The organism is Sphingomonas sp. BL-S-28, assembly GCF_055521515.1.
In genome coordinates, this window is sequence record NZ_CM145484.1 from 3,455,027 (window position 1) to 3,474,284 (window position 19,258).

15 protein-coding genes and 1 riboswitch are annotated in these 19,258 nt (G+C 65.8%); of the genes, 7 read left to right on the forward strand and 8 right to left on the reverse strand.

Going from position 1 to position 19,258, the window contains the following annotated elements; all coding sequences use genetic code 11:
* Positions 1-110 precede the first annotated feature (110 nt).
* Together ACZ1JC_RS24840 and ACZ1JC_RS24845 are read left to right on the forward strand one after the other, a co-directional pair.
* Positions 111-2,279, forward strand: coding sequence for an RNA degradosome polyphosphate kinase (locus ACZ1JC_RS24840; protein ID WP_465137627.1), 2,169 nt, complete (start codon positions 111-113; stop codon positions 2,277-2,279).
* An 84-nt stretch (positions 2,280-2,363) separates the two neighbouring features.
* On the forward strand, positions 2,364-3,845 hold the full coding sequence (locus ACZ1JC_RS24845) for a Ppx/GppA phosphatase family protein (protein ID WP_465137626.1): 1,482 nt from the start codon (positions 2,364-2,366) through the stop codon (positions 3,843-3,845).
* A 72-nt stretch (positions 3,846-3,917) separates the two neighbouring features.
* Here the strand turns inward: ACZ1JC_RS24845 and virB11 are convergent, their stop codons facing one another.
* From virB11 to ACZ1JC_RS24885, 8 genes are all read right to left on the reverse strand, one after another.
* The gene (gene virB11 / locus ACZ1JC_RS24850; protein ID WP_465137625.1) at positions 3,918-4,976 is read right to left on the reverse strand and encodes a P-type DNA transfer ATPase VirB11; all 1,059 of its coding nucleotides are present in this window, start codon (positions 4,974-4,976) and stop codon (positions 3,918-3,920) included.
* Positions 4,977-4,980: 4 nt separating this feature from the next.
* A complete protein-coding gene (locus tag ACZ1JC_RS24855; protein ID WP_465137624.1) occupies positions 4,981-6,075 on the reverse strand; it encodes a TrbI/VirB10 family protein in 1,095 nt (364 codons plus the stop codon).
* A 3-nt stretch (positions 6,076-6,078) separates the two neighbouring features.
* Positions 6,079-6,939: a TrbG/VirB9 family P-type conjugative transfer protein gene (locus ACZ1JC_RS24860; protein WP_465137623.1), complete on the reverse strand. Its 861-nt coding sequence runs from the start codon at positions 6,937-6,939 to the stop codon at positions 6,079-6,081.
* A complete protein-coding gene (locus ACZ1JC_RS24865; protein ID WP_465137622.1) occupies positions 6,939-8,234 on the reverse strand; it encodes a TrbL/VirB6 family protein in 1,296 nt (431 codons plus the stop codon). The genes ACZ1JC_RS24860 and ACZ1JC_RS24865 overlap by 1 nt, the downstream gene beginning before the upstream one ends.
* 5 nt (positions 8,235-8,239) lie before the next feature.
* Entirely contained in the window at positions 8,240-10,672 is a 2,433-nt protein-coding gene (locus tag ACZ1JC_RS24870) for a VirB4 family type IV secretion/conjugal transfer ATPase (RefSeq protein WP_465137621.1), read from the reverse strand.
* A 26-nt stretch (positions 10,673-10,698) separates the two neighbouring features.
* A complete protein-coding gene (locus ACZ1JC_RS24875) occupies positions 10,699-10,980 on the reverse strand; it encodes a VirB3 family type IV secretion system protein (RefSeq protein WP_142632556.1) in 282 nt (93 codons plus the stop codon).
* Complete coding sequence (locus ACZ1JC_RS24880; protein ID WP_465137620.1) at positions 10,980-11,288, reverse strand: TrbC/VirB2 family protein; 309 nt, start codon at positions 11,286-11,288, stop codon at positions 10,980-10,982. Before ACZ1JC_RS24880 ends, ACZ1JC_RS24875 begins: the two co-directional genes overlap by 1 nt.
* A 334-nt stretch (positions 11,289-11,622) precedes the next feature.
* Positions 11,623-11,997, reverse strand: coding sequence for a hypothetical protein (locus tag ACZ1JC_RS24885; RefSeq protein WP_465137619.1), 375 nt, complete (start codon positions 11,995-11,997; stop codon positions 11,623-11,625).
* A 297-nt stretch (positions 11,998-12,294) separates the two neighbouring features.
* Here ACZ1JC_RS24885 and ACZ1JC_RS24890 point away from each other — a divergent pair, with 297 nt between their 5' ends.
* The 5 genes from ACZ1JC_RS24890 to ACZ1JC_RS24910 all read left to right on the forward strand — a co-directional run bounded on the left by ACZ1JC_RS24890 (position 12,295) and on the right by ACZ1JC_RS24910 (position 19,253).
* Complete coding sequence (locus ACZ1JC_RS24890) at positions 12,295-13,905, forward strand: hypothetical protein (RefSeq protein WP_465137618.1); 1,611 nt, start codon at positions 12,295-12,297, stop codon at positions 13,903-13,905.
* 114 nt (positions 13,906-14,019) lie between these two features.
* Positions 14,020-16,710, forward strand: a complete 2,691-nt coding sequence (locus ACZ1JC_RS24895) for a TonB-dependent receptor domain-containing protein (protein ID WP_465137617.1) — start codon at positions 14,020-14,022, stop codon at positions 16,708-16,710.
* 112 nt (positions 16,711-16,822) lie between these two features.
* Positions 16,823-16,955, forward strand: a riboswitch (yybP-ykoY riboswitch).
* 59 nt (positions 16,956-17,014) lie between these two features.
* On the forward strand, positions 17,015-17,590 hold the full coding sequence (locus ACZ1JC_RS24900; RefSeq protein WP_465137616.1) for a TMEM165/GDT1 family protein: 576 nt from the start codon (positions 17,015-17,017) through the stop codon (positions 17,588-17,590).
* A gap of 301 nt (positions 17,591-17,891) precedes the next feature.
* Complete coding sequence (locus ACZ1JC_RS24905) at positions 17,892-18,293, forward strand: Rap1a/Tai family immunity protein (protein ID WP_465137615.1); 402 nt, start codon at positions 17,892-17,894, stop codon at positions 18,291-18,293.
* Between the two features lie 90 nt (positions 18,294-18,383).
* Positions 18,384-19,253, forward strand: coding sequence for an aldo/keto reductase family oxidoreductase (locus tag ACZ1JC_RS24910; RefSeq protein WP_465137614.1), 870 nt, complete (start codon positions 18,384-18,386; stop codon positions 19,251-19,253).
* The last annotated feature ends 5 nt before the right edge of the window (positions 19,254-19,258 follow it).

The following is a 19,258-nucleotide window of genomic DNA, read 5'->3' on the forward strand; positions in this document are numbered from 1 at the left end:
GCGCGAAACACCGTCACGATTGCAGCAAAACTGTCATCGTGGCATGCAAGGGGGTCCAACGAAGGTTCGTGCGGAACTCTCCCCCACTCGCTCATATGAAGACGTAGGACATGCTGGACATTCACGAAGACACGCCCGCCGGTGAAAACAGCCCGGTGACCGATGTCGCCACGCTGCCCAATCGCTACTTCAACCGCGAGCAGAGCTGGCTGGCCTTCAACGAGCGTGTGCTGGCCGAAGCGACCAATCCCAATTATCCGCTGCTGGAACGGCTGCGCTTCCTGTCGATTTCGGGCAGCAATATCGACGAATTCCTGATGGTGCGCGTCGCCGGCATCGCCGGGCAGGTGCGCCGCCAGATCGAGGAAATCTCGATCGACGGCCTCACCCCGTCGCAAGCGATCGCCGTCACCCACGAAAAGGTGCTTGAACTCGAAGCCATCCAGCAGGAAACCTGGGCGGGCCTGAAAGTCCAGCTGGCCGAGGAAGGCATCCGCGTGGTGGGCGAGGAACCGCTGGATGCGGAGCGGCAGGACTGGCTGCGCAACTATTTCCTCGAACACGTGATGCCGGTCATCACCCCGCAGGCGATCGACCCGGCGCACCCGTTCCCCTTCGTGGCCAACCAGGGCATCGGCATCCTGTTCTCGCTGACCCGCGTGGCGGACGACGCCCCGGTCATGGAAATGGTGCTGATCCCCGCCCCGCTGCCGCGTTTCGTGCGCATTCCGGGCGAGGAAGCGGCGTGGATCTCCATGGAGGACCTGATCTGCCGCAATGTGGACGAGCTGTTCCCCGGCTTCGTGCCCCACGGCCACGGCGTGTTCCGCATCCTGCGCGACAGCGATATCGAGATCGAGGAAGATGCCGAGGATCTGGTGCGTTACTACCGCACCGCGATCCAGCGCCGCCGCCGCGGCCTGGTCATCGTGCTGCAGCTGCAGGGCAAGTTCGACCCGGCCGCGGAAGAACTGCTGCGCAACCAGCTTGGCCTCGACAAGGCGCTGATCATGAAGACCGAGGGGTTGATCGGCTTCTCCGGCCTGTCGACGATCTGCGACGAGGATCGCCCCGAACTGAAGTTCGAGCCCTATACCCCGCGCTATCCCGAACGCATTCTGGAGCACGACGGAGACATCTTCGCGGCGATCCGCGAGAAAGACATCGTCGTCCAGCACCCCTACGAAAGCTTCGAGGTGGTGATCGACTTCCTGCGTCAGGCCGCGCGCGATCCGGACGTGATCGCGATCAAGCAGACGCTCTACCGCGCCGGCAAGCAATCCGCGATCATCTCCGCCCTCATCGGCGCGGCAGAGCAGGGCAAGTCGGTAACGGCGGTGGTCGAACTCAAGGCCCGCTTCGACGAGGAGCAGAACCTGCTCTGGGCCAGCCAGCTGGAACGCGCGGGCGTTCAGGTGATCTACGGCTTCGTCGACTGGAAGACCCACGCCAAGACATCGATGATCGTGCGGCGCGAAGGGGACGGTTATCGTACCTACTGCCACTTCGGCACCGGCAACTATCACCCGGTCACCGCGCGCATCTATACCGACTTGTCCTACTTCACCGCCGATCCGGCGATGGGGCGCGATGTCGGCCGCCTCTTCAACTTCATCACCGGTTATGTCGAGCCCAAGGGCACCGAGTGCCTGTCGATCTCCCCCATCTCGCTGCGCTCCACCCTCTATGCGAATATCGAGGGCGAGATCGCCAATGCCCGCGCCGGCAAACCCGCGCAGATCTGGGCGAAGATGAACTCGCTGACCGACCCGGACCTGATCGACAAGCTCTATGCCGCCAGCGAGGCGGGCGTGGACATCGAACTGGTGGTGCGCGGCATCTGCTGCCTGCGCCCCGGCATCACCGGGCTGTCGGAGAACATCACCGTGAAGTCGGTGATCGGCCGCTTCCTCGAACACTGCCGCATCTGGGCCTTTGCCAACGGTTCCGAACTGCCCAACCGCAAGGCCAAGGTCTACATCACCTCTGCCGACGCGATGAGCCGCAATCTGGACCGCCGCGTCGAGGTCATGGTGCCGATCACCAACAAGACCGTGCACGATCAGGTGCTGGATCAGGTGATGCTGGCCAATCTGCTGGACACCGAACAATCTTGGGTGCTGCATCCGGACGGCAGCTACGACCGGGTGGGCGAAGTGGACAACCCCTTCAATCTCCACCGCTATTTCATGACCAACCCGTCGCTCTCCGGGCGCGGTGCGTCGCTTGCCAGTGGACGGAAGGTGCCAAAGCTCTCGCTAAGACGCGGCAACATCTGACATAAGGGGGCGTACCGCCCGAGTCTCGGGCCGAGAGGCAATCGACCAAAGACCCCCTATGATCGGCATCAGCCTGGTTTTCTTATGATCGGCATTAGCCTCAGGAGCGAAAAGCGCGCGATCATCGACATCGGTTCGAACACCGTGCGTCTGGTGATCTACAACGGGCCACCCCGTGCGCCCGTTGTCGTGCTCAATGAAAAAGTCAGCGCGCGCCTTGGCCGCGATCTCGGCAAGACCGGGGCGATTGCCGACAAGGCGATGCGCAGCGCCCTGGTTGCACTTGGCCGCTTCGCCGGGTTGCTGCGGCTGTTCGAGGTGAAGAACGTCGAATGCGTGGCCACTGCCGCCGCGCGCGACGCCACCAACGGGCCGGAATTCCTGGACGCGGTGCGCGCGCTGGGCCTGAAGCCGCGCCTCCTCACCGGTGAAGAGGAAGCCCGCGCCAGCGCTACCGGCGTGATCGCCGCCTTCCCCGGCGCACGCGGCGTCGCCGCCGATCTTGGCGGCGGTAGCCTCGAACTCGTCGAGATTGCCGACGGCGAAAGCTGGCACGGCATCACCCTGCCCTTCGGCACCCTGCGCCTGCCCGACTTGCGGGCCGAAGGCGTGACCGAATTCTCCGAAACGGTGCGCGACGGGCTGACGCGCGCGGGATGGGAACAGGGCCGCGGCCTGCCGCTCTACATCGTCGGCGGATCGTGGCGCGCGCTGGCGCTGCAGGCGATGCGCGTGCTCGACTGGCCGGTGGACGATCCGCACGGCTTCGAACTGCCAGCCTCCGAAGCGCTGCACCTTGCCCGCGATTTCGCCAAGGGCAAGCTGGGCGAGATCGATGGACGTATCTCGGCCTCCCGCCTCGCCTCGCTACCCGATGCGGCAGCGCTGATGGTGGAGGTGATCACCCGCATCAAGCCGTCCAAGCTGGTGTTCTCCTCCTGGGGTCTGCGCGAAGGCCTGCTCCACGCCCAGCTCGATGCCGATGTGCAGGCGGAAGACCCGATGCTGGCCAGCGTCGCCGGCTTCTCCGCCAGCGCGCGGGTCACGGCTGACGATGCCGTCGCCGTCGCCCGCTGGACCGCCCCGGTTTGCCGCGAAGAGCCGCAGGATCGCCAACTCCGCGAAGCCTCGGGCCTGCTCGCCCTGGCCGCCATGCGGACCGAGCCGAACCTGCGCACCGAGGAGGCGATGACCTGGGCCCTGCGCAAGCGCTGGATCGGGCTGGACATGCATGGCCGCGCGATGATGGCGATGACCGTCTTCGCCAATTCCGGCCAGACCGAAGTACCCGATGCCTTCGCCCGCCTCGCCTCCAAGGAAGATCTGGACCGCGCGATTGGCTGGGGCCTTGCCGTGCGCCTGTGCCGCCGCCTGACCGGCTGCTCCGAGAGCGGCCTGTCGCAAACCTCGATCCGGATCGAGAACGGTACGCTGATGCTGACCCTGTCCGAAGCGATGCGCCCGCTCTACAGCCCCGGCGTGGCCAAGGATCACAAGGCGCTGGCCGACTGGCTGGGGCTGGATTGTCAGGTCCGCGATCCGGCGGGACTGGCCATCGTCGATTAGGGAACAGGGATAAAACTTGGAGCCCTTGGGCGAAGCTCAGGACCTCCCCCCTCCCCCAGAATCCCTTTTCTTCTACCCTACCAGCGTCGCGCTCTCGGCAATCTGGCTGATCCCGCGCTTGCCGTCCCGGCGGTCCAGCTGCACGACGATGTCGATCACCGATGCTGCATATTCCAGCGTTTCCGCGCGGGTCAGCCCGATCCCGGTCTGCATAGACATCAGCGCGATCTGCTCCAGCGCACCGCGCGGCGTATTGGCGTGAACGGTCGAGAACGAGCCGGGATGGCCGGTGTTGATCGCGCGGAGGAAGGACACGGTCTCGCTGCCGCGCAATTCGCCCAGCACGATACGGTCCGGACGCAGGCGCAGCGCGGCCTGAAGCAGATCGTTGGCGGAAACCTTGGCCTCGCCCAGTTCGCCCTTCACCGCGATCAGGCCCACGCCGTTGGCGCCGGGCAAGTGCAGTTCGGCGGTATCCTCCACCAGCACCACACGTTCCTGCACCGGGATTTCGCCCAGCATGGCATTGAGGAAGGTGGTCTTTCCGGTCGAAGTGCCGCCCGAAATCAGGATCGTGCGGCGTCGGCGAATGGCATCGCGCAGAAAGGCGATGGGTTCGGCCATCGGATCGGGCGTCGGCTCTTCCACCGGCGGTGTGATCGGCCCGCGATCGTAAGCGTCCAGCGGCAGTTCAAGCAGGCGATGCCGACGGATCGCCATCGCCCAATCCGAACGCGTGGCCGGCGGGCCGACCAGCTGGATACGCGCGCCACCTCCATTATGCCCCCCGTTCTGGCCTCCATAACCGGACAGCGTGGCGGAGAGCAGCGGGTGTTCGCGGTTGATGCCCTGATGGCTGATCCGCGCCACCTGCTCGGCAAGGCGCTGCAGCAGCCGGTTGTCCAGCGTGGGCAGCGCCACGCGCTGCATGCCTGAAAGCGCGGCATCCTCGATCCAGATCTCACCCGGCCGATTGACGAGGATTTCGGTCACCGTCTCCTTGTCGAGCCAGGGACGCAGCGGCGCGAGATAGGCGTCGAGGTAGACGCTGCGCGCCGCACCCTGCTGTTGCTCGCCATCACTCACCGGCGTGCCCGCCGGCCCGCCTTGCAGGGAAAGAACGTCCGCCATCGTCTCACTGGGCCTGGCTGAAATCGAGGTCCTTGGCGGTGAACACGCGGATCGGTTCGCCTTGCCGCACGCGGATCGTCGGGCCGACGCTGCCGCTCTGCTGGATCGCCGCCGCCGCTGCCGACTGGCCGCCGCCGACCACCACGCTCGCCCCGCTGGATGCGATGGTGGAAAGGCCGCCGACGACCGAAAGCAGCATGGCCGATCCGAAGCGTTCGAAGAAGTGCGTGTTCACCTTGCCCGGCAGGCCCGTCTCGCCGCCGAAGGCGATGGCGGGGGAGCCGAGGTTCACCGAAACCCCGTCCGGACGGATCAGGCGGCTCCAGATCACATAGGCGCGCTTTTGCCCGGCGGTGAGGCCGCTCTTGTATTGGCCGATCAGGCGCGAGGAGCGCGGGATCAGCACGCGCTTGCCGTCAAAGCTGCGCACGTCGGCCGAAACGATGGCGCGCACATAGCCGGGCACGTCGGTATCGATCGCGGTTTCCAGCACCGCGGGGATCAAGGTGCCCTGCGTGACCGTGGTGGCCGGATCGAAATTGCGCGTGGCCGCCGCGGTGGAGCCGGTGCCGCCGATGCGGGCGGCGAAATCGTCGTTGCCATTGCCGCTCGCCTTGGCCTCGCCCGCTGGACCCACCAGCGGGGCCACGCCGGTGGCGCCGCCGACATCGAAGACCACGGTGGGGCTGGCATAGGGATTGGCCGCAGGCGCCGCCGCCGTGCCGGGGGCCGCCGCCAGAACCGGCGCCGGCGCGGGCGCGGGCAGCGGCGTGGGGCTCGCTTCGGGTTGCGGAGCCTGTTGCGGCGCGGTGATCGCGGCAGCTGGGACCGCCGGGGCCGCTGCCGGCTGCGGCGCGGGCTGGAGGTTGGCGGCCGACTCGTTGCGGGACGAATCCATGGTCCAGAGCGTCAGCCCGCCCAGCGCCATCACGAAGACGATGCCGGCGGCAAGGCCCAGACCGTCCGCCTTCTTGCGCTGGGTAACCTGCGGCAGGACATTGCGGGTGGTAAGGTCGATAACCTCAGCGCCCTGCCCGTCGCGCGGGTCGGTAGCGGCGGCGGGTGCGATCCGTTCACGCAGCGATGAGTTGGGCGCCATGTGTCAGTTCCCCTGTGAAGCAGCAGCGGCGGGAGCGGTGCCGACCGTATTGGCCGCAACGGCGGCCGGCGGCGGCGCGACGGCAGGCGCCGGGCTGGCGGCAGCGGCGCCGGCCGGGCGGTTGTTCTCCAGCGTGGCGCTGGCCTTGCCCGAGCGCAGGATGATCAGCCGGGGCACTTCGGCCACGACGATGGTCTGGCCGCGCACGGCATAGTTCACCGGGCCTTCCTCGCCCTTCTCGTTCTGCACGAGGATGGCGGGAACGGCGGTGTTTTCGGGCCAGAGGAGGTACGTGGACAGGCCATCGTCATAGACCCGCGCCGGCAGCAGCTTGGGCGCGCCGGCCGTCTTCCAGGAGAAATTCAGTGCTGCCGCATCCGACGGCATGGCCAGCGGATCGCCCTCTGCAATCGCCCGCTCCGACGCGTCCAGCGAAGCCAGCGCCGCCCCCGCGGGAACCGCATTGGGCGCCGCCGCTGGCTCGTCCTTGTAGGTGAAGCGCAGCATGTAGAGCGGCCGCGCCTTGGACGAGGCGACAAGATCGAAGAAATAGGTGTGGCGGTTGGTCACCACCGTCATGTTGGTGCGCGCGGACGGCTCCAGCGGCTTCACGAACAGCAGGTCCGCCCGCTTGTTCGGGGTGATTTGCCAGGTCTGGGAATCGCCCACCGCCACGTTCTCGATCGATTCACCCTTGCCGAAGGCGATCGTCGCCTGAACACCGGCGTGACCGTCGATCCGCACGACCTCATTCTCGGAAAAGAGGTGGCTGACAAGGCGCTCATCCGCCTGGGCGGGAGCGGCGATGGCCACCAGCGCCGGGGTAACGGTCGCAGCCAGGGCAAGAACCTTGCGGCGGATCATCACGAATTCTCCTTCGCCGGCCGTGAGCCGGTATGTCCGGACGCGGAGCGCCCGCTATCGTTGGAAGCACTGCGGAACCGGCTGCCGATGCCGCGCGCGCGCGATGCCGCGCTCTGGCCCATCGGCTCCAGACCGCCGCCCGAAACTTGCGTCACCACGGTGCGTCGTTCGCTGGAATGGGTTGCCGAAGCACCTTCGCCCGAGGGGGCGGCCGCCATGGCCGCTGCGCTCGCGACCGAAACCGCCGGTGCGCGGGAGGCCGCCTGCGTCGGCACGAAGGGCTGCACCTGCACCGAAGCCGGCGGCGGCGTTGTGGCCTGCGAGGCACCATCGCTCCGCCCACGCGAACGTTCCGTGTCGGCCAGCCCGAAGACGCGCCAACCGGACACCAGCGTGCCCGCAACCTTCAGCACCATGCCCATCAGCGCCAGATGCACGGCGGCAACGACGAACAACGCCATCGCGGCGCGCCCGTCGATCTCGCCCATCTGCGCGCCTTGCACCAGCGCGGAGACGATGGGCACCAGCAGCTCCAGCGTGATCCCGCCGCCCAGTACGACGAACAGCGGGGTAATCGCCGTCAACACCACGCCGCGCAGCCAGCCGGCGGTCAATCCGCGCGTGCCGCCGAAAAGGCCCATGACGACGAAGATCGGCCCCAGCGCCACCAGCACGCCCAGCGCGATCCGCGCGGTCAGCAGCACGCCCACCGTGCCGAGCAGCAGCATCAATGCGCCCATCCACATCACGCTGTCGGGCGAGAAAAGTCCTGCACCGCCTGCCGATGCCGCAGCCTTGATACCGGTTCCGGCAGCAGCGCCGGCGGCTCCAGCCTGTGCGGCGCCGTCAGCCGCCTGCCCGCTGGCCGCCTGAGAGGCTTCGGCAATGGCATTGAACACGATGTCTATCCGGTCGCCGAAGATCTGCGTGGCCGATCCTTTCGCGCCCATCAGCACGCCCGCAATCCAGTCCGGCCCGCCGATGGCGAGGTTCCAGACCACGCTCTGGTAGGCGATCCAGCTGGTGGCGAAAGTCAGCACGAAGCCGATCGTCAACATGCGCGGCGTCAGCGCCGATACGCTCAGGCTCGACCGGCCCGAAAGGAGCGAGAAGCCAAGGAAAGCGATATAGAGCGTCAGGACAAGGATCAGCACCGGGGCCATCGCCCCGTTGGCGCCGAACAGGCGGCCGAACGCAGCCGCCGCCATCTCGTTGGAAACGCAATCGACCGCGCGCAGCGCCGGTGCGACGCCCGAGGAGGCCAGTTCGGTAAGCTGTTCGCAGGCGGCGCTCATCCGCCCTACTCCGCCGCCTGGCCCCAGGCGGCATCTTCGTCATGCTCGCCGTCTTCGAATTCTCCGGGCCATTGGAAGCCGGTCAGCACGGGATACCAGGCCGAGGGTTCGTCGCCGTAACGCTCGCGCAGCTGGTCGAGCTTGCGCACGGTGCTCTCGCGGCCCGAAAGCACGGTGAGCACCTCGGGCATGCCCGAAAGGTCGAGGCGGACCACGACCGAGGCGTCGGACTGGCGGATCAGGAAGCAGCGCGAATGCGCGGGCAGTGTCTTGATGACGTCCAGCTCGTGCTGCGACAGGCCGAAGCCCTCGCAATAATCCTCGTACCGGGCGCGGGCGTTGGGCATGAAAACCATCGTCGCGGTCTGTTCGACCAGTGCCGTGGCGATCTTGCTGTCCAGCGCGTCGCGGGCGGACTGGGTGGCGAAACCGACCAGCGCGTTGCGCTTGCGCAGCGTCTTCAGCCAGTCGCGAATGCGCGCGGCGAAGACTTCGTCGTCCAGCGCCTTCCAGCCTTCGTCGATGAGGATCATCGTCGGCTCGCCGTCAAGGCGCTCGTCGATGCGGTGGAACAGGTACATCATGACCGGCGTGCGCAAGCGGGGGCTTTCCAGCAGCGCGGTCATGTCGAAGCCCAGCACGCGGGCCGAAAGGTCGAGCCGATCCTGCTGGTTGTCGAACAGCCAGCCATGCTCGCCACCCTGAATCCACGCATCGAGACGGCTCGCAAGGTCGCCCGGCTCCGGACGGCGTGCGCCTGCCAGCAATTCGCGGAAGTGCGAGAGGCGGCGCAGCGAGGGATCGTTGTGATAGGCCGCATCGACCGCGCTTGCGATCGTCGCCAGTTCCTCCGGCCCCCTGGCTTCCAGCAGCACGCCCAGCCAGTCGCGCAGGAACGCACGGTTGGCGGCAGTGTCGGGCAGCGAGAGCGGGTTGAACCCGGTCGGGTGCCCGGCGGCGACGCGGCTGTACATGCCGCCGATGCCGCGCAGGAACACTTCGGCGCCGCGATCCTTGTCGAACAGCACGGTGCGGGGGCTGAACTTCTGCGCCTGCGCGGCCAGGAAGTTCATGACCACGGTCTTGCCGGAACCCGACGGACCGATGACGGTGAAGTTACCGAGATCGCCCTGGTGGAAGTTGAAGAAGAACGGTGTCGAGCTGGTGGTGGCCAGCAGTGTCACCGCATCGCCCCAGTGGTTGCCGCTCGCCTGCCCCATCGCGAAGCCGTGGAGCGAGCCGAAACAGGCCATGTTGGCGCTGGAGATCAGCGCGCGCCGGACGATGTAGGCCTCGTTTCCGGGGAACTGGCCCCAGAAGCCGGGCTCCATGTTCACATCCTCGCGCACGGCGACGGCGCCGGCATCGGCCAGCGCGGCGGCGCAGGAGGCGGTGACTTCGTCCAGCCCTTTCAGTGAAGGCGCACGGACAAGCACCGAAAGATGATGATCGCCGAAGCCGACCGCGCCGGTGCCCAGCGCATCGCGCGCGGCGCTCATTTCGCGGCGTTCGGCCATCGCCTCTTCGTCTGCCGAGCGCAGGCGGCGGATGGCAAGGTCGATGCGCTCACGGGCGATCTGGCGGTCGCACGGGGCATAAGTCTCGGTCAGAACCAGTTCTGTCGGCAGGCGCAGCAGCGCGTCGGTCAGGCCGGGCGAAGTCGAATCCGGATAGTCCTTCAGGCTCACCAGCGAGGCGAAGCTGGAGCCTTCGGCGCCGCGCAGTTCCAGCGCGTCCATGCCGAAGCTCACGCGGCGATAGGGCAGCATGTGGCCAAGGTCGGTGCCCTCTACCGGGCGCCGCACCGGGCGCATCTCGCCATTGTAGAGCGCGGAGATCAGCTCCAGCACTTCGGAACAGTTGCCCGCGCCGCCCTCGTAATCGCCAAGGATGCGGGCGCCGTAGGAGCCGAGCGAAGCCACCATCGCCGTCGCGGCCGCGCGCAGGGCACGCACGTCGGACACATCGGCTTCGGCGGGCGCTTTTCCGTTGTTCCTCATGAAGCGGGAAAGACGGTCGGCCCAGCCCGCCTTGCCGCGTGCAGGACGGCGCACGAGCGTAATGAACTGGTCGTTGACGAACAGCGCGCCCGATCCGGTGCGCGCCTTCCAGCGCGCATCGATATGCGCGGCCAGCGGATCGTCGAACTGACCGTCCATCGCGATCTCGACACGGCGCCGGATCACATGGTGATAGAGCACGAACCGCGCATCGAGCGAGGAACGCAGCAGCACTTCGCGGGTGGCGACGTGGGCGTTCAGTTCCTCGCTATCGGCCGTCTCGAACGCAAGGCCGGGCACGACGAGCGAGAGCATGACCGAACCGTCGCGCAGCAGCACGACGTTCTCGTCGACGAAAGACTGGTAGGGCAGCCGGTCTCCGACCAGCGTTTCCTTGCCTCCCCAACCCTTCAGCACCGATTTCCTGTTCGCCGACATCGTACCCATTCCCCCGGGTAGCCCACTCAGGGCGAGTAGCTGTTGCAGCCCCAGCGCTGCCAGTTCGGCACGCGCGGGCACTTGCTGACCTTGGCGAGCCAGAGGTCGAAGATTCTCGGTTCACGCAGGCAGGCGACGTAGCCGATGCCGTGCACCAGCAACGCCACCGGCAAAGCCCAGAAGCTTTTGGTGATGAGGAACGCTTCCGTCGTCACCAGGCCGTTGATGATGAAGAACGTGAACGTCACCCCCGCGAACATCTGCGGGCGGGTGAGCGCGCGATGAACCGGGAAGCGAGCGAGGCTCATCAGCCTGCTGCCGACTGAATGCCGGACACGATCGCGCCCGCACCGAACAGCACGAAGCAGCCGATGATGACGGTCGCGCCGAAGCGCCAGTTCATGCGGCCGGTCAGCATCATGAAGCCCACGGCGGCGACGGCCATCACCGCAACGGCGGTGGCGACATGTCCCAGCAGCGTGCCCTGCAGCCATCCAAGAGCCGCCACAATCGGGCCGGAGCCGGCCGGATCGGAGCGCGTCACCTGCTGCGCCTGTGCCGCAGTGGCACCCAGAGTGCCGAAAACACCAGCAAAAACCGAAAGAAGACCCCGCATCGCGCGGGTCCGAATCTGAGTGTGTCGAATCACCATGCCCTCCGTATGACGGCCCAGTGCGCCACCCAGATGACAGAAGTGTGACGAAGAGACGACCTATCCCGGAATCAACCGGGTTGCCCGATCTCCCTGTTGCCCCGCGCAAGGGGCTCCTGTCTCCGTCCGGCACACAGGCCGCATCCCCTCCGCGAATGGAGAGGACGGCCGCAATCACACGGCTGGCAGCGTGCCGCCAACCTAGCGATCCAGGTGCCCGATCTACCGCAGGGGTGGGGCCTTATACGCTATTCCGCCCGGTTATGGCCACAAGTGATCTTCCGACGCCGCCGGCCACTCAGCGTGAGGCCTGCGCGGTGGCGCGCATCATCTTCTGCATGGCCATCCGCGCGGCATCGCGCGAGTCGGCCCAAGTGCCGTCGGCAAGCTGCAGATCGTAGCGATCCTGGCTGTTGATGGCGGCGCGATAAGCCAGCAAAGCCTTATCGCTGCGGCCCATGGCGGCGTAAGCGGCTGCCAGATTGATCAGCGTTGCCGGGTCGCTCGACCGGGCGGCACCGTTCGCTTCCAGCTTGCGTAGAGCCTCTTCGGCACGGCCGGCGGAAAGGTCCTGATAGGCCACGTCCACGGTATCGCGCGCAGGCACGTCCACGGCCAGCGCGGCGGGCGTCTGAGCAAGGAGGACCGATGCGAATACGGCGGTGAGCGACATGATTTTTCTCCCGGACAAGATACTGTTGATTGCCTGCAACATCCGCCGGAATTTCGCCGCCCGCAAGAAAATGACGAGAGTGTCATAAAACTGCAATTTACCTGTGAACCGCCCGCGATCCGACGAGTCGAGCGATGGAGCGAACCCCTGCCGCAGGGTTTCGTCATATTACGGTTATAAAACCGTACATTTCTGTCATGGTTTCGCCAACAAACTGTCACCCCCTCCCCCTAGACGCCCCTGACAGCGAAGGCGGACTCGCCGTCTCGTACCGACCTGTCCAACGGGGGAAATCACGTGAAGACTATCCATGGCATGATGCTGCTCGGCTGCAGCGCTCTTGCACTTGCCGGTTGCGGCGCCGACGACATCTCCTCGCCTGGCGCGGGCAGCATCGTGATCAACAATCCGACGCCGACCCCCACGCCGACGCCGACCCCGACTTCGGGCACCGTCGTCGCGGCAGCCAGCTGCCCCAGCTTCAACGCCACCGGCGGCCTGACCAACAGCGGCACGATCAGCGGCCCGGAAGGCACCTGGCGCGTCTGCACGCTGCCGGCGCTGGTTGACGTCAGCTCCAGCTTGCCCAAGGTTGCCGGCGTGCTCTATCGCCTGAACGGCCGCGTCGACGTTGGCTGCGACGGCGGTTTCGCGGCTCCGACCGCGACTTCGACCTTCACCACCACCACCGCCAGCTGCAACAGCAAGGTTCTCTCGGCCGACACCAACGTCACGCTGACGATCGATCCGGGTGTGATCCTCTACGGTGAAAACGGCGCCGAACCGGCCTGGCTCGCAGTGAACCGCGGCAACAAGATCAACGCCACCGGCACCGCCGCGCTGCCGATCATCTTCACCAGCCGCGACAACGTCGTCGGCACCAACAACGACAGCTCGCAGGGCCAGTGGGGCGGCGTCGTGTTGCTCGGCCGTGGCCAGGTGACGGACTGCAACTACGGCGCGGCGCCGACCGTTGCCGGCGGTTCCACCACTTGCGAACGCGACACCGAAGGCGCGGTCAACAAGGCCGTCTTCGGCGGCAGCGACAACACCTACAACGCCGGCACGATGAAGTACGTGCAGATCCGTTATTCGGGCTACGTGCTCAGCAACGGCAAGGAGCTGCAGTCGCTGACTACCGAAGGCACCGGCACCGGCACCACGCTGGAATACTTCCAGTCGGTCAACAGCTCGGACGACGGCGCCGAATTCTTCGGCGGCGCGGTGAACTTCAAGCACTACATCGCCGTCAACGCCGACGATGACAGCCTTGACGTCGACACCGGCCTGCAGGGCAACTTCCAGTACGTCCTGCTGCTCCAGCGCAGCGGCGGCGGCGATGCCATGGTCGAAGCCGACTCGAACGGCGCCGAAGACCAGTTCCCGCGCCAGAAGACCAACATCGCGAACTTCACGATGGTCCAGCCGGCCGTCAGCTCGAACAACGAAGCCAACGACCTTGCTTCGCTGCTGATCCGCGGCAATGCCGACGTCACCCTTGCCAACGGCATCATCAACACGCCGAACAACGAATGCCTTCGCCTGAACGGCAGCGGCACCGTGCCGGCGACGCTGAAGGCCTATTCGGTGGTGATGAGCTGCAACTCGGCCAAGTACCTGGGCTCGGGCAGCTACACCGCCACCAACACCCAGTCGCAGTTCGCTGCAGGCACGAACAACAACGACGCCTTCACCTCGACGCTGACGAGCACTTTCGTCAACGGCACGAACGAGGCGGCGGTTCCGGCCTATGCCAGCATCACCTCGCTTTCGAGCTACTTCGACAACGTCGCCTACATCGGCGCCGTCAAGGACGCTTCGGACACCTGGTACAAGGGCTGGACCTGCAACAACGCGACTGCCGCGTTCGGTTCGGCCACCAGCTGCACCGCGCTGCCGACCACCTGAACGGGCCGCCCGTGACTTCGGGGGGGCGGCCCATCGCGGCCGCTCCCCCTTTGTCACGCTTCGGGCCCGAACCGAGGGTCAAGAAATGAAATTCGTGTTCCAGGGGGACCAATCATGACCAAGCCGCGGCTCGCCTCGCTGCTGCTGCTTTCCACGTCGATCCTCACGCCGGCCATGGCGTGGGCGCAGGACAGCACCACTTCTACCGCTTCTGACGACAGCGCCCCGCCGGCTGACGCCGCTGAGGAGCCTGCGGCGCCCGAGATTTCGGTGCCCGGTGGCGCCATCATCGTGACCGGCCAGCGCAGCCGCAACGCCATGCGCACCGCCCCGGAAGTGATCTCGGTCCTTTCCAGCGAGGAAATCGCCCGCACCGGCGAAGGCGACATTGCCGGCGCGCTGGGCCGCGTCACCGGTCTTTCGGTAGTGGGCAATGGTTACGTCTACGTGCGCGGCCTGGGCGATCGCTATTCGCTGGCCCTACTCAACGGCTCCCCCCTGCCCAGCCCCGAACCGCTCAAGCGCGTGGTTCCGCTGGACCTGTTCCCCACCAGCATCGTCGCGTCGTCGATGGTGCAGAAGAGCTATTCGGCCAACTTCCCCGGTGAATTCGGCGGCGGCGTGATCAACCTCACGACCAAGGCGATCCCGGCGGAAAGCTTCATCGAATTCGGCGGCGGCATCGGCTGGGATACCGAGAGCACCAACCAGCTGAGCTATACCTACTACGGTTCGAAGACGGACTGGACGGGCTGGGACAACGGCAACAGGTCGATACCGTCGGACCTGCAGGCCTATTTCAACAGCGATCAGGTGATCAACCCGACCAGCGAGCTGGCCAAGCAATTGGGCGGGCTGCTGGTGAACAGCCGCAACGCGGTGGTCCAGAAGGACAACCACACGCAGCCGAACTGGTCCGCCGATTTCTCCGCGGGCACCAAGTTCGAATTCGATGGAGCCACGCTGGGCGTGATCGCCGCCGCCGGCTATTCGAACAAGACGCAGACCAAGCAGATCACGCAGCAGCGCGCCCAAGGCGTTACCGCCGATCCGGACCAGCTGTTCGAGAACTTTACCGCGGTCAACACCGACAACCGCATCGTCGGCAATGCGCTGCTCGGTCTCGGCCTGGAATGGGGCGAGAACTCGATCCGCTGGACCAACGTCTACATCCACGACACCGACAAGCACACCGGCCTGCGCCTGGGTAAGCGGGAAAACAACCCGAATGCCGATTACATGGAGCAGACCACCGCGTGGTACGAGCGCCAGCTGATCGACACCCAGTTCGTGGGCGAGTTCAAGCCGGCCGACAACACCACGATCGACTTGCGCGCCGGCTACGCAAACTCCAAGCGCCTCGCCCCGTTCGAGATCAACGCCGAGTACTTGCGCACAAACACCGCTTCCGACCAATACGGTGACGATTTCGTCAACCGCCTGGGCAACGGCAACCAGGATCCGACCACTGTCACCTTCTCGCGCCTGAACGAGGATGTCTGGTCGGCCGGTGCCGACGTCAGCCACCTTTTCGCGCCGGGCTGGACGGGTACGGTGGGCTATGCCTACCAGATCAACTCGCGCACCAACTCGCGCCGTTCCTTCGCGATCTACGCCAATGGCGACCAGACCCAGATCTCGAACTTCGGCCTGCTGCGGCTTGACGTGCTGCTGCAGCCGGGCACCTGGTACCTGTCAGACAACGGCATCAACTACGGCCTCGAACTGCGTGAGCCGGATGCCTCCACGGCGATCTTCGACTCACGCCTGCTGAACCACGCGTTCTACGGCAAGGTCGATGGCCAGATTACCGATGCCCTGTCGTTCGACCTTGGCGTGCGCTGGGAATATGCCAAGGAATCGACGATCCTGCGCCCGATCGGCCAGCCGGCGACCAAGGCGACCGACCTGAAGAACGAGTACTTCCTGCCCGCGCTGACCCTCACGTACGAGATCCAGCCCGGCATGCAGCTGCGTGCGAGCGCGTCGAAGACGATCGCCCGCCCGCAGTTCCGCGAACTGCTGTACCAACCCTATTTCGATCCGGACACCAACCGCACCTATCAGGGCAACCCGTTCCTGGTGGACAGCCAGCTCTACAATGCCGAAGCGCGCTGGGAATGGTACTTCGCGCCGGAACAGCGCATTGCCTTGGGCGGCTTCTACAAGCGGCTGAACAATCCAATCGAATCGTACCTGACCGGCACCGAGACGTTCGTCACGTCCTACGCCAACGCGCCCAGGGCGAACCTCTACGGTTTCGAACTGGAAGCGCAGAAGTACGTGCCCCTCGATAGCATGGGCAAGTTCTTCGAAACGCGCCGCCTGCTGCTGGTGGGCAACTACACCTTCACCAAGTCCGAACTGAAGGTCTCCGACACCGATACCGTGCGCATCTACGGCGCCGGCACCGGCACCTCGCTCGCCACCGACTACTTCACGAACGGCGCGCCGCTGACCGGCCAGTCGAAGCATATCGGCAACGTGCAGATCGGGCTTGAGGACACCGACGGCCTCTCGCAGCAGACGATCCTGTTCAACTACGCCAGCAAGCGCGCGGTCAGCCGCGGGCTTGCCAACTCCGGCCAGCCGGACGTGGTCGAGAATCCCGGGCTGACCATCGATCTGGTGATCCGCCAGGGCTTCAAGCTGTCCGACAGCAAGGAAATCGAGCTGAAGTTCGAAGGCCGCAACCTCACCGGCCGTGGCCATCAGGAATACCAGCAAATGGAAGACGGCCGGGTGGACTACAACACTTATGACCTTGGCCGCGTCTTCACGATTTCCGGCTCTATCAAGTTCTAACTTTTCCTCACCCCGGGGGCCCTGACCCCCGGCTCATCCTCGAAGGGCCCGGCCGCGACCACGCAGCCGGGCTCTCTTTTTGTTTGCCGGGCCGGATGGCCTGAGGTATGGGCCGCTCGTCATCTGGGGAGTAGCCGCCCGCAACCCCTGCGGGATCCGTCGTCAACATACTTGGCCGAGAGGCCGTGGCGCACGGGAGGACGGAGCACCGTTCGGGCGAGACCAATGGCGTTGCAGCTCCGTCCGGCCGGGCGGGTTCTGCCACGCTATTGTCTTGTCTGTCGCCCGGCCCGGAGAATATCCCTTGGAAGCCCTGCTTACATCGACTGCCGTGGTCGCCCTTGCCGAGATCGGCGACAAGACCCAGCTTCTCGCCATCGTTCTTGCCACCCGCTTCAAGCGCCCCTGGCCGATCGTCGGCGGCATCTTCGTGGCGACGCTGGCCAACCACTTCCTGGCCGCGCTGGTGGGCGAGCAGGCCTCCGCCTTCCTCAGCGGCCAGTGGTTCCGCTACCTGATCGCCTTCAGCTTCATCGCCATGGCCGCCTGGACGCTGATCCCTGACAAGTTCGACGATGACGATGCGCCCAAGCCCAGCCGCTTCGGCCCCTTCCTCGCCACCGCCATCGCCTTCTTCCTGGTGGAGATGGGCGACAAGACGCAGCTTGCCACCATCGCGCTGGGCGCCCGTTTCCAGAGCGTGCTGCCGGTCATGGCGGGCACCACCATCGGCATGATGATCGCCAACGTCCCGGCCGTGTTCCTGGGCGATGCGCTGATCAAGCGCGTGCCGCTGACCGTGGTGCGCACCGTGGCCGCGCTGCTGTTCCTGGTGATCGGCCTGTGGCTGCTGGCCCAAACCGCCGGCTGGCTGGGCTGACGCTGAAAACCACCGCAAGGTGACACTTCGGTTGACACAGTTGACACGGTCCAGGGCAAAAACCGTCACCTTGCGCCGGAGTGTCAACTTGCGCCGGAGTGTCACCTTGCACCGAATGCGTCACCTTGCGGGCTGATTGAGCGAATGGGATGGAGCGTCCTGTCATCCCGCCAGATCTATTCCATCGGCACCGGGTAGGAAATCGCAGCCATCCGCCTTCGGCACGGTTATTGACGCATCGCCCATTTGCCCCAAGTATTTACGGCGCGCGTTTGCGCCCGGGCTGGAGAGAGAGTCGCGCATGAATTCCGCAAAGCTGGCCTGCATCGCTGCTGCCGCGCCCTTGGCACTCCTTCCCGTCGCCGCCGACGCGGGGTTCTACACCGGCAACGATCTCTATGAGATCTGCACGGTTCAGAAGGGCGAGAAGGAGTACCTTGAGCGCTCCTACGAATGCATCGCCTACATCACCGGCGCGGTCGACGCTCTGAACACCACACGCGAAGCCGCCAAGCTCAAAAGCTGCATCCCTTCCGGCGTGACCATCAGCCAGTTGAAGGACGTGACGGTCGGCTACTTGCGCGACAATCCGGAAACCCGCAACGATGCCGCCTCCTCCCTCGTCTTCGCCGCAACCCGCAAGGCGTGGTCGTGCCCGCCCGCACCGGCAGCGCCGAAACCAGCGGTGAAGAAGAAGCGTTAAGGCTCAAATTACCCCGCGCCGAAAAGATCGGCGTACAGGCCACCCCCCGATAGGCCGATAGCGGCCGCTTGCCCGCCAAGGAGACCTGCCATGACCGCTCCAGCCCAAGCCGGTACGTTCCAGCTTGCCGACCGTATCGTCAATCGCATGGGCTATGGCGCGATGCAGCTTGCGGGCCCCGGCGTCTTCGGCCCGCCCCGGGACCGCGAGGCGGCCCTCGCCGTGCTCCGTGCCGCAGTGGAAGCCGGGGTCAATCATATCGACACCAGCGATTTCTACGGCCCGCACGTGACGAACCAGATCATCCGCGAGGCGCTCCATCCCTATGCGGACGACCTCGTCATCGTCACCAAAGTGGGTGCCGTGCGCGGCGAGGACGGCTCCTGGCTGCCCGCGCAGAGCGCCGAGGATCTGACCCGCGCCGTGCATGACAACTTGCGCAATCTGGGTCTCGACCGTCTGGAAGTGGTCAACTTGCGCCTGATGGGCGACATTCACGCCCCCAGCGAGGGTTCGCTGGAACCGCAATTCTCGGCTCTCGCCGGTTTGCGCGAGCAAGGACTGATCCGCCATCTCGGGCTCAGCAATGTGACGGCAAGGCAAGTGGCGGAGGCACAGGCCATCGCGCCGGTCGCCTGCGTGCAGAACCAGTACAATCTGGTCCACCGGCACGACGATGCGCTGATCGATTCCCTGGCCACGCAAGGCATCGCCTACGTTCCATTCTTCCCGCTGGGCGGTTTCAGCCCGATCCAATCGGATGCCTTGTCCGACATCGCGGCCGGTATCGGGGCCACGCCCATGCAAGTGGCCCTCGCCTGGTTGCTGGCGCGATCGCCCAACCTGCTGCTGATTCCAGGAACATCGAGCACCGCGCATCTGACCGAAAACCTTGCCGCGGCGACGCTGGACCTGCCGCCCCCGATCAAGGCGCAGCTGGACGCCATCGCCGGCACATAGACCTT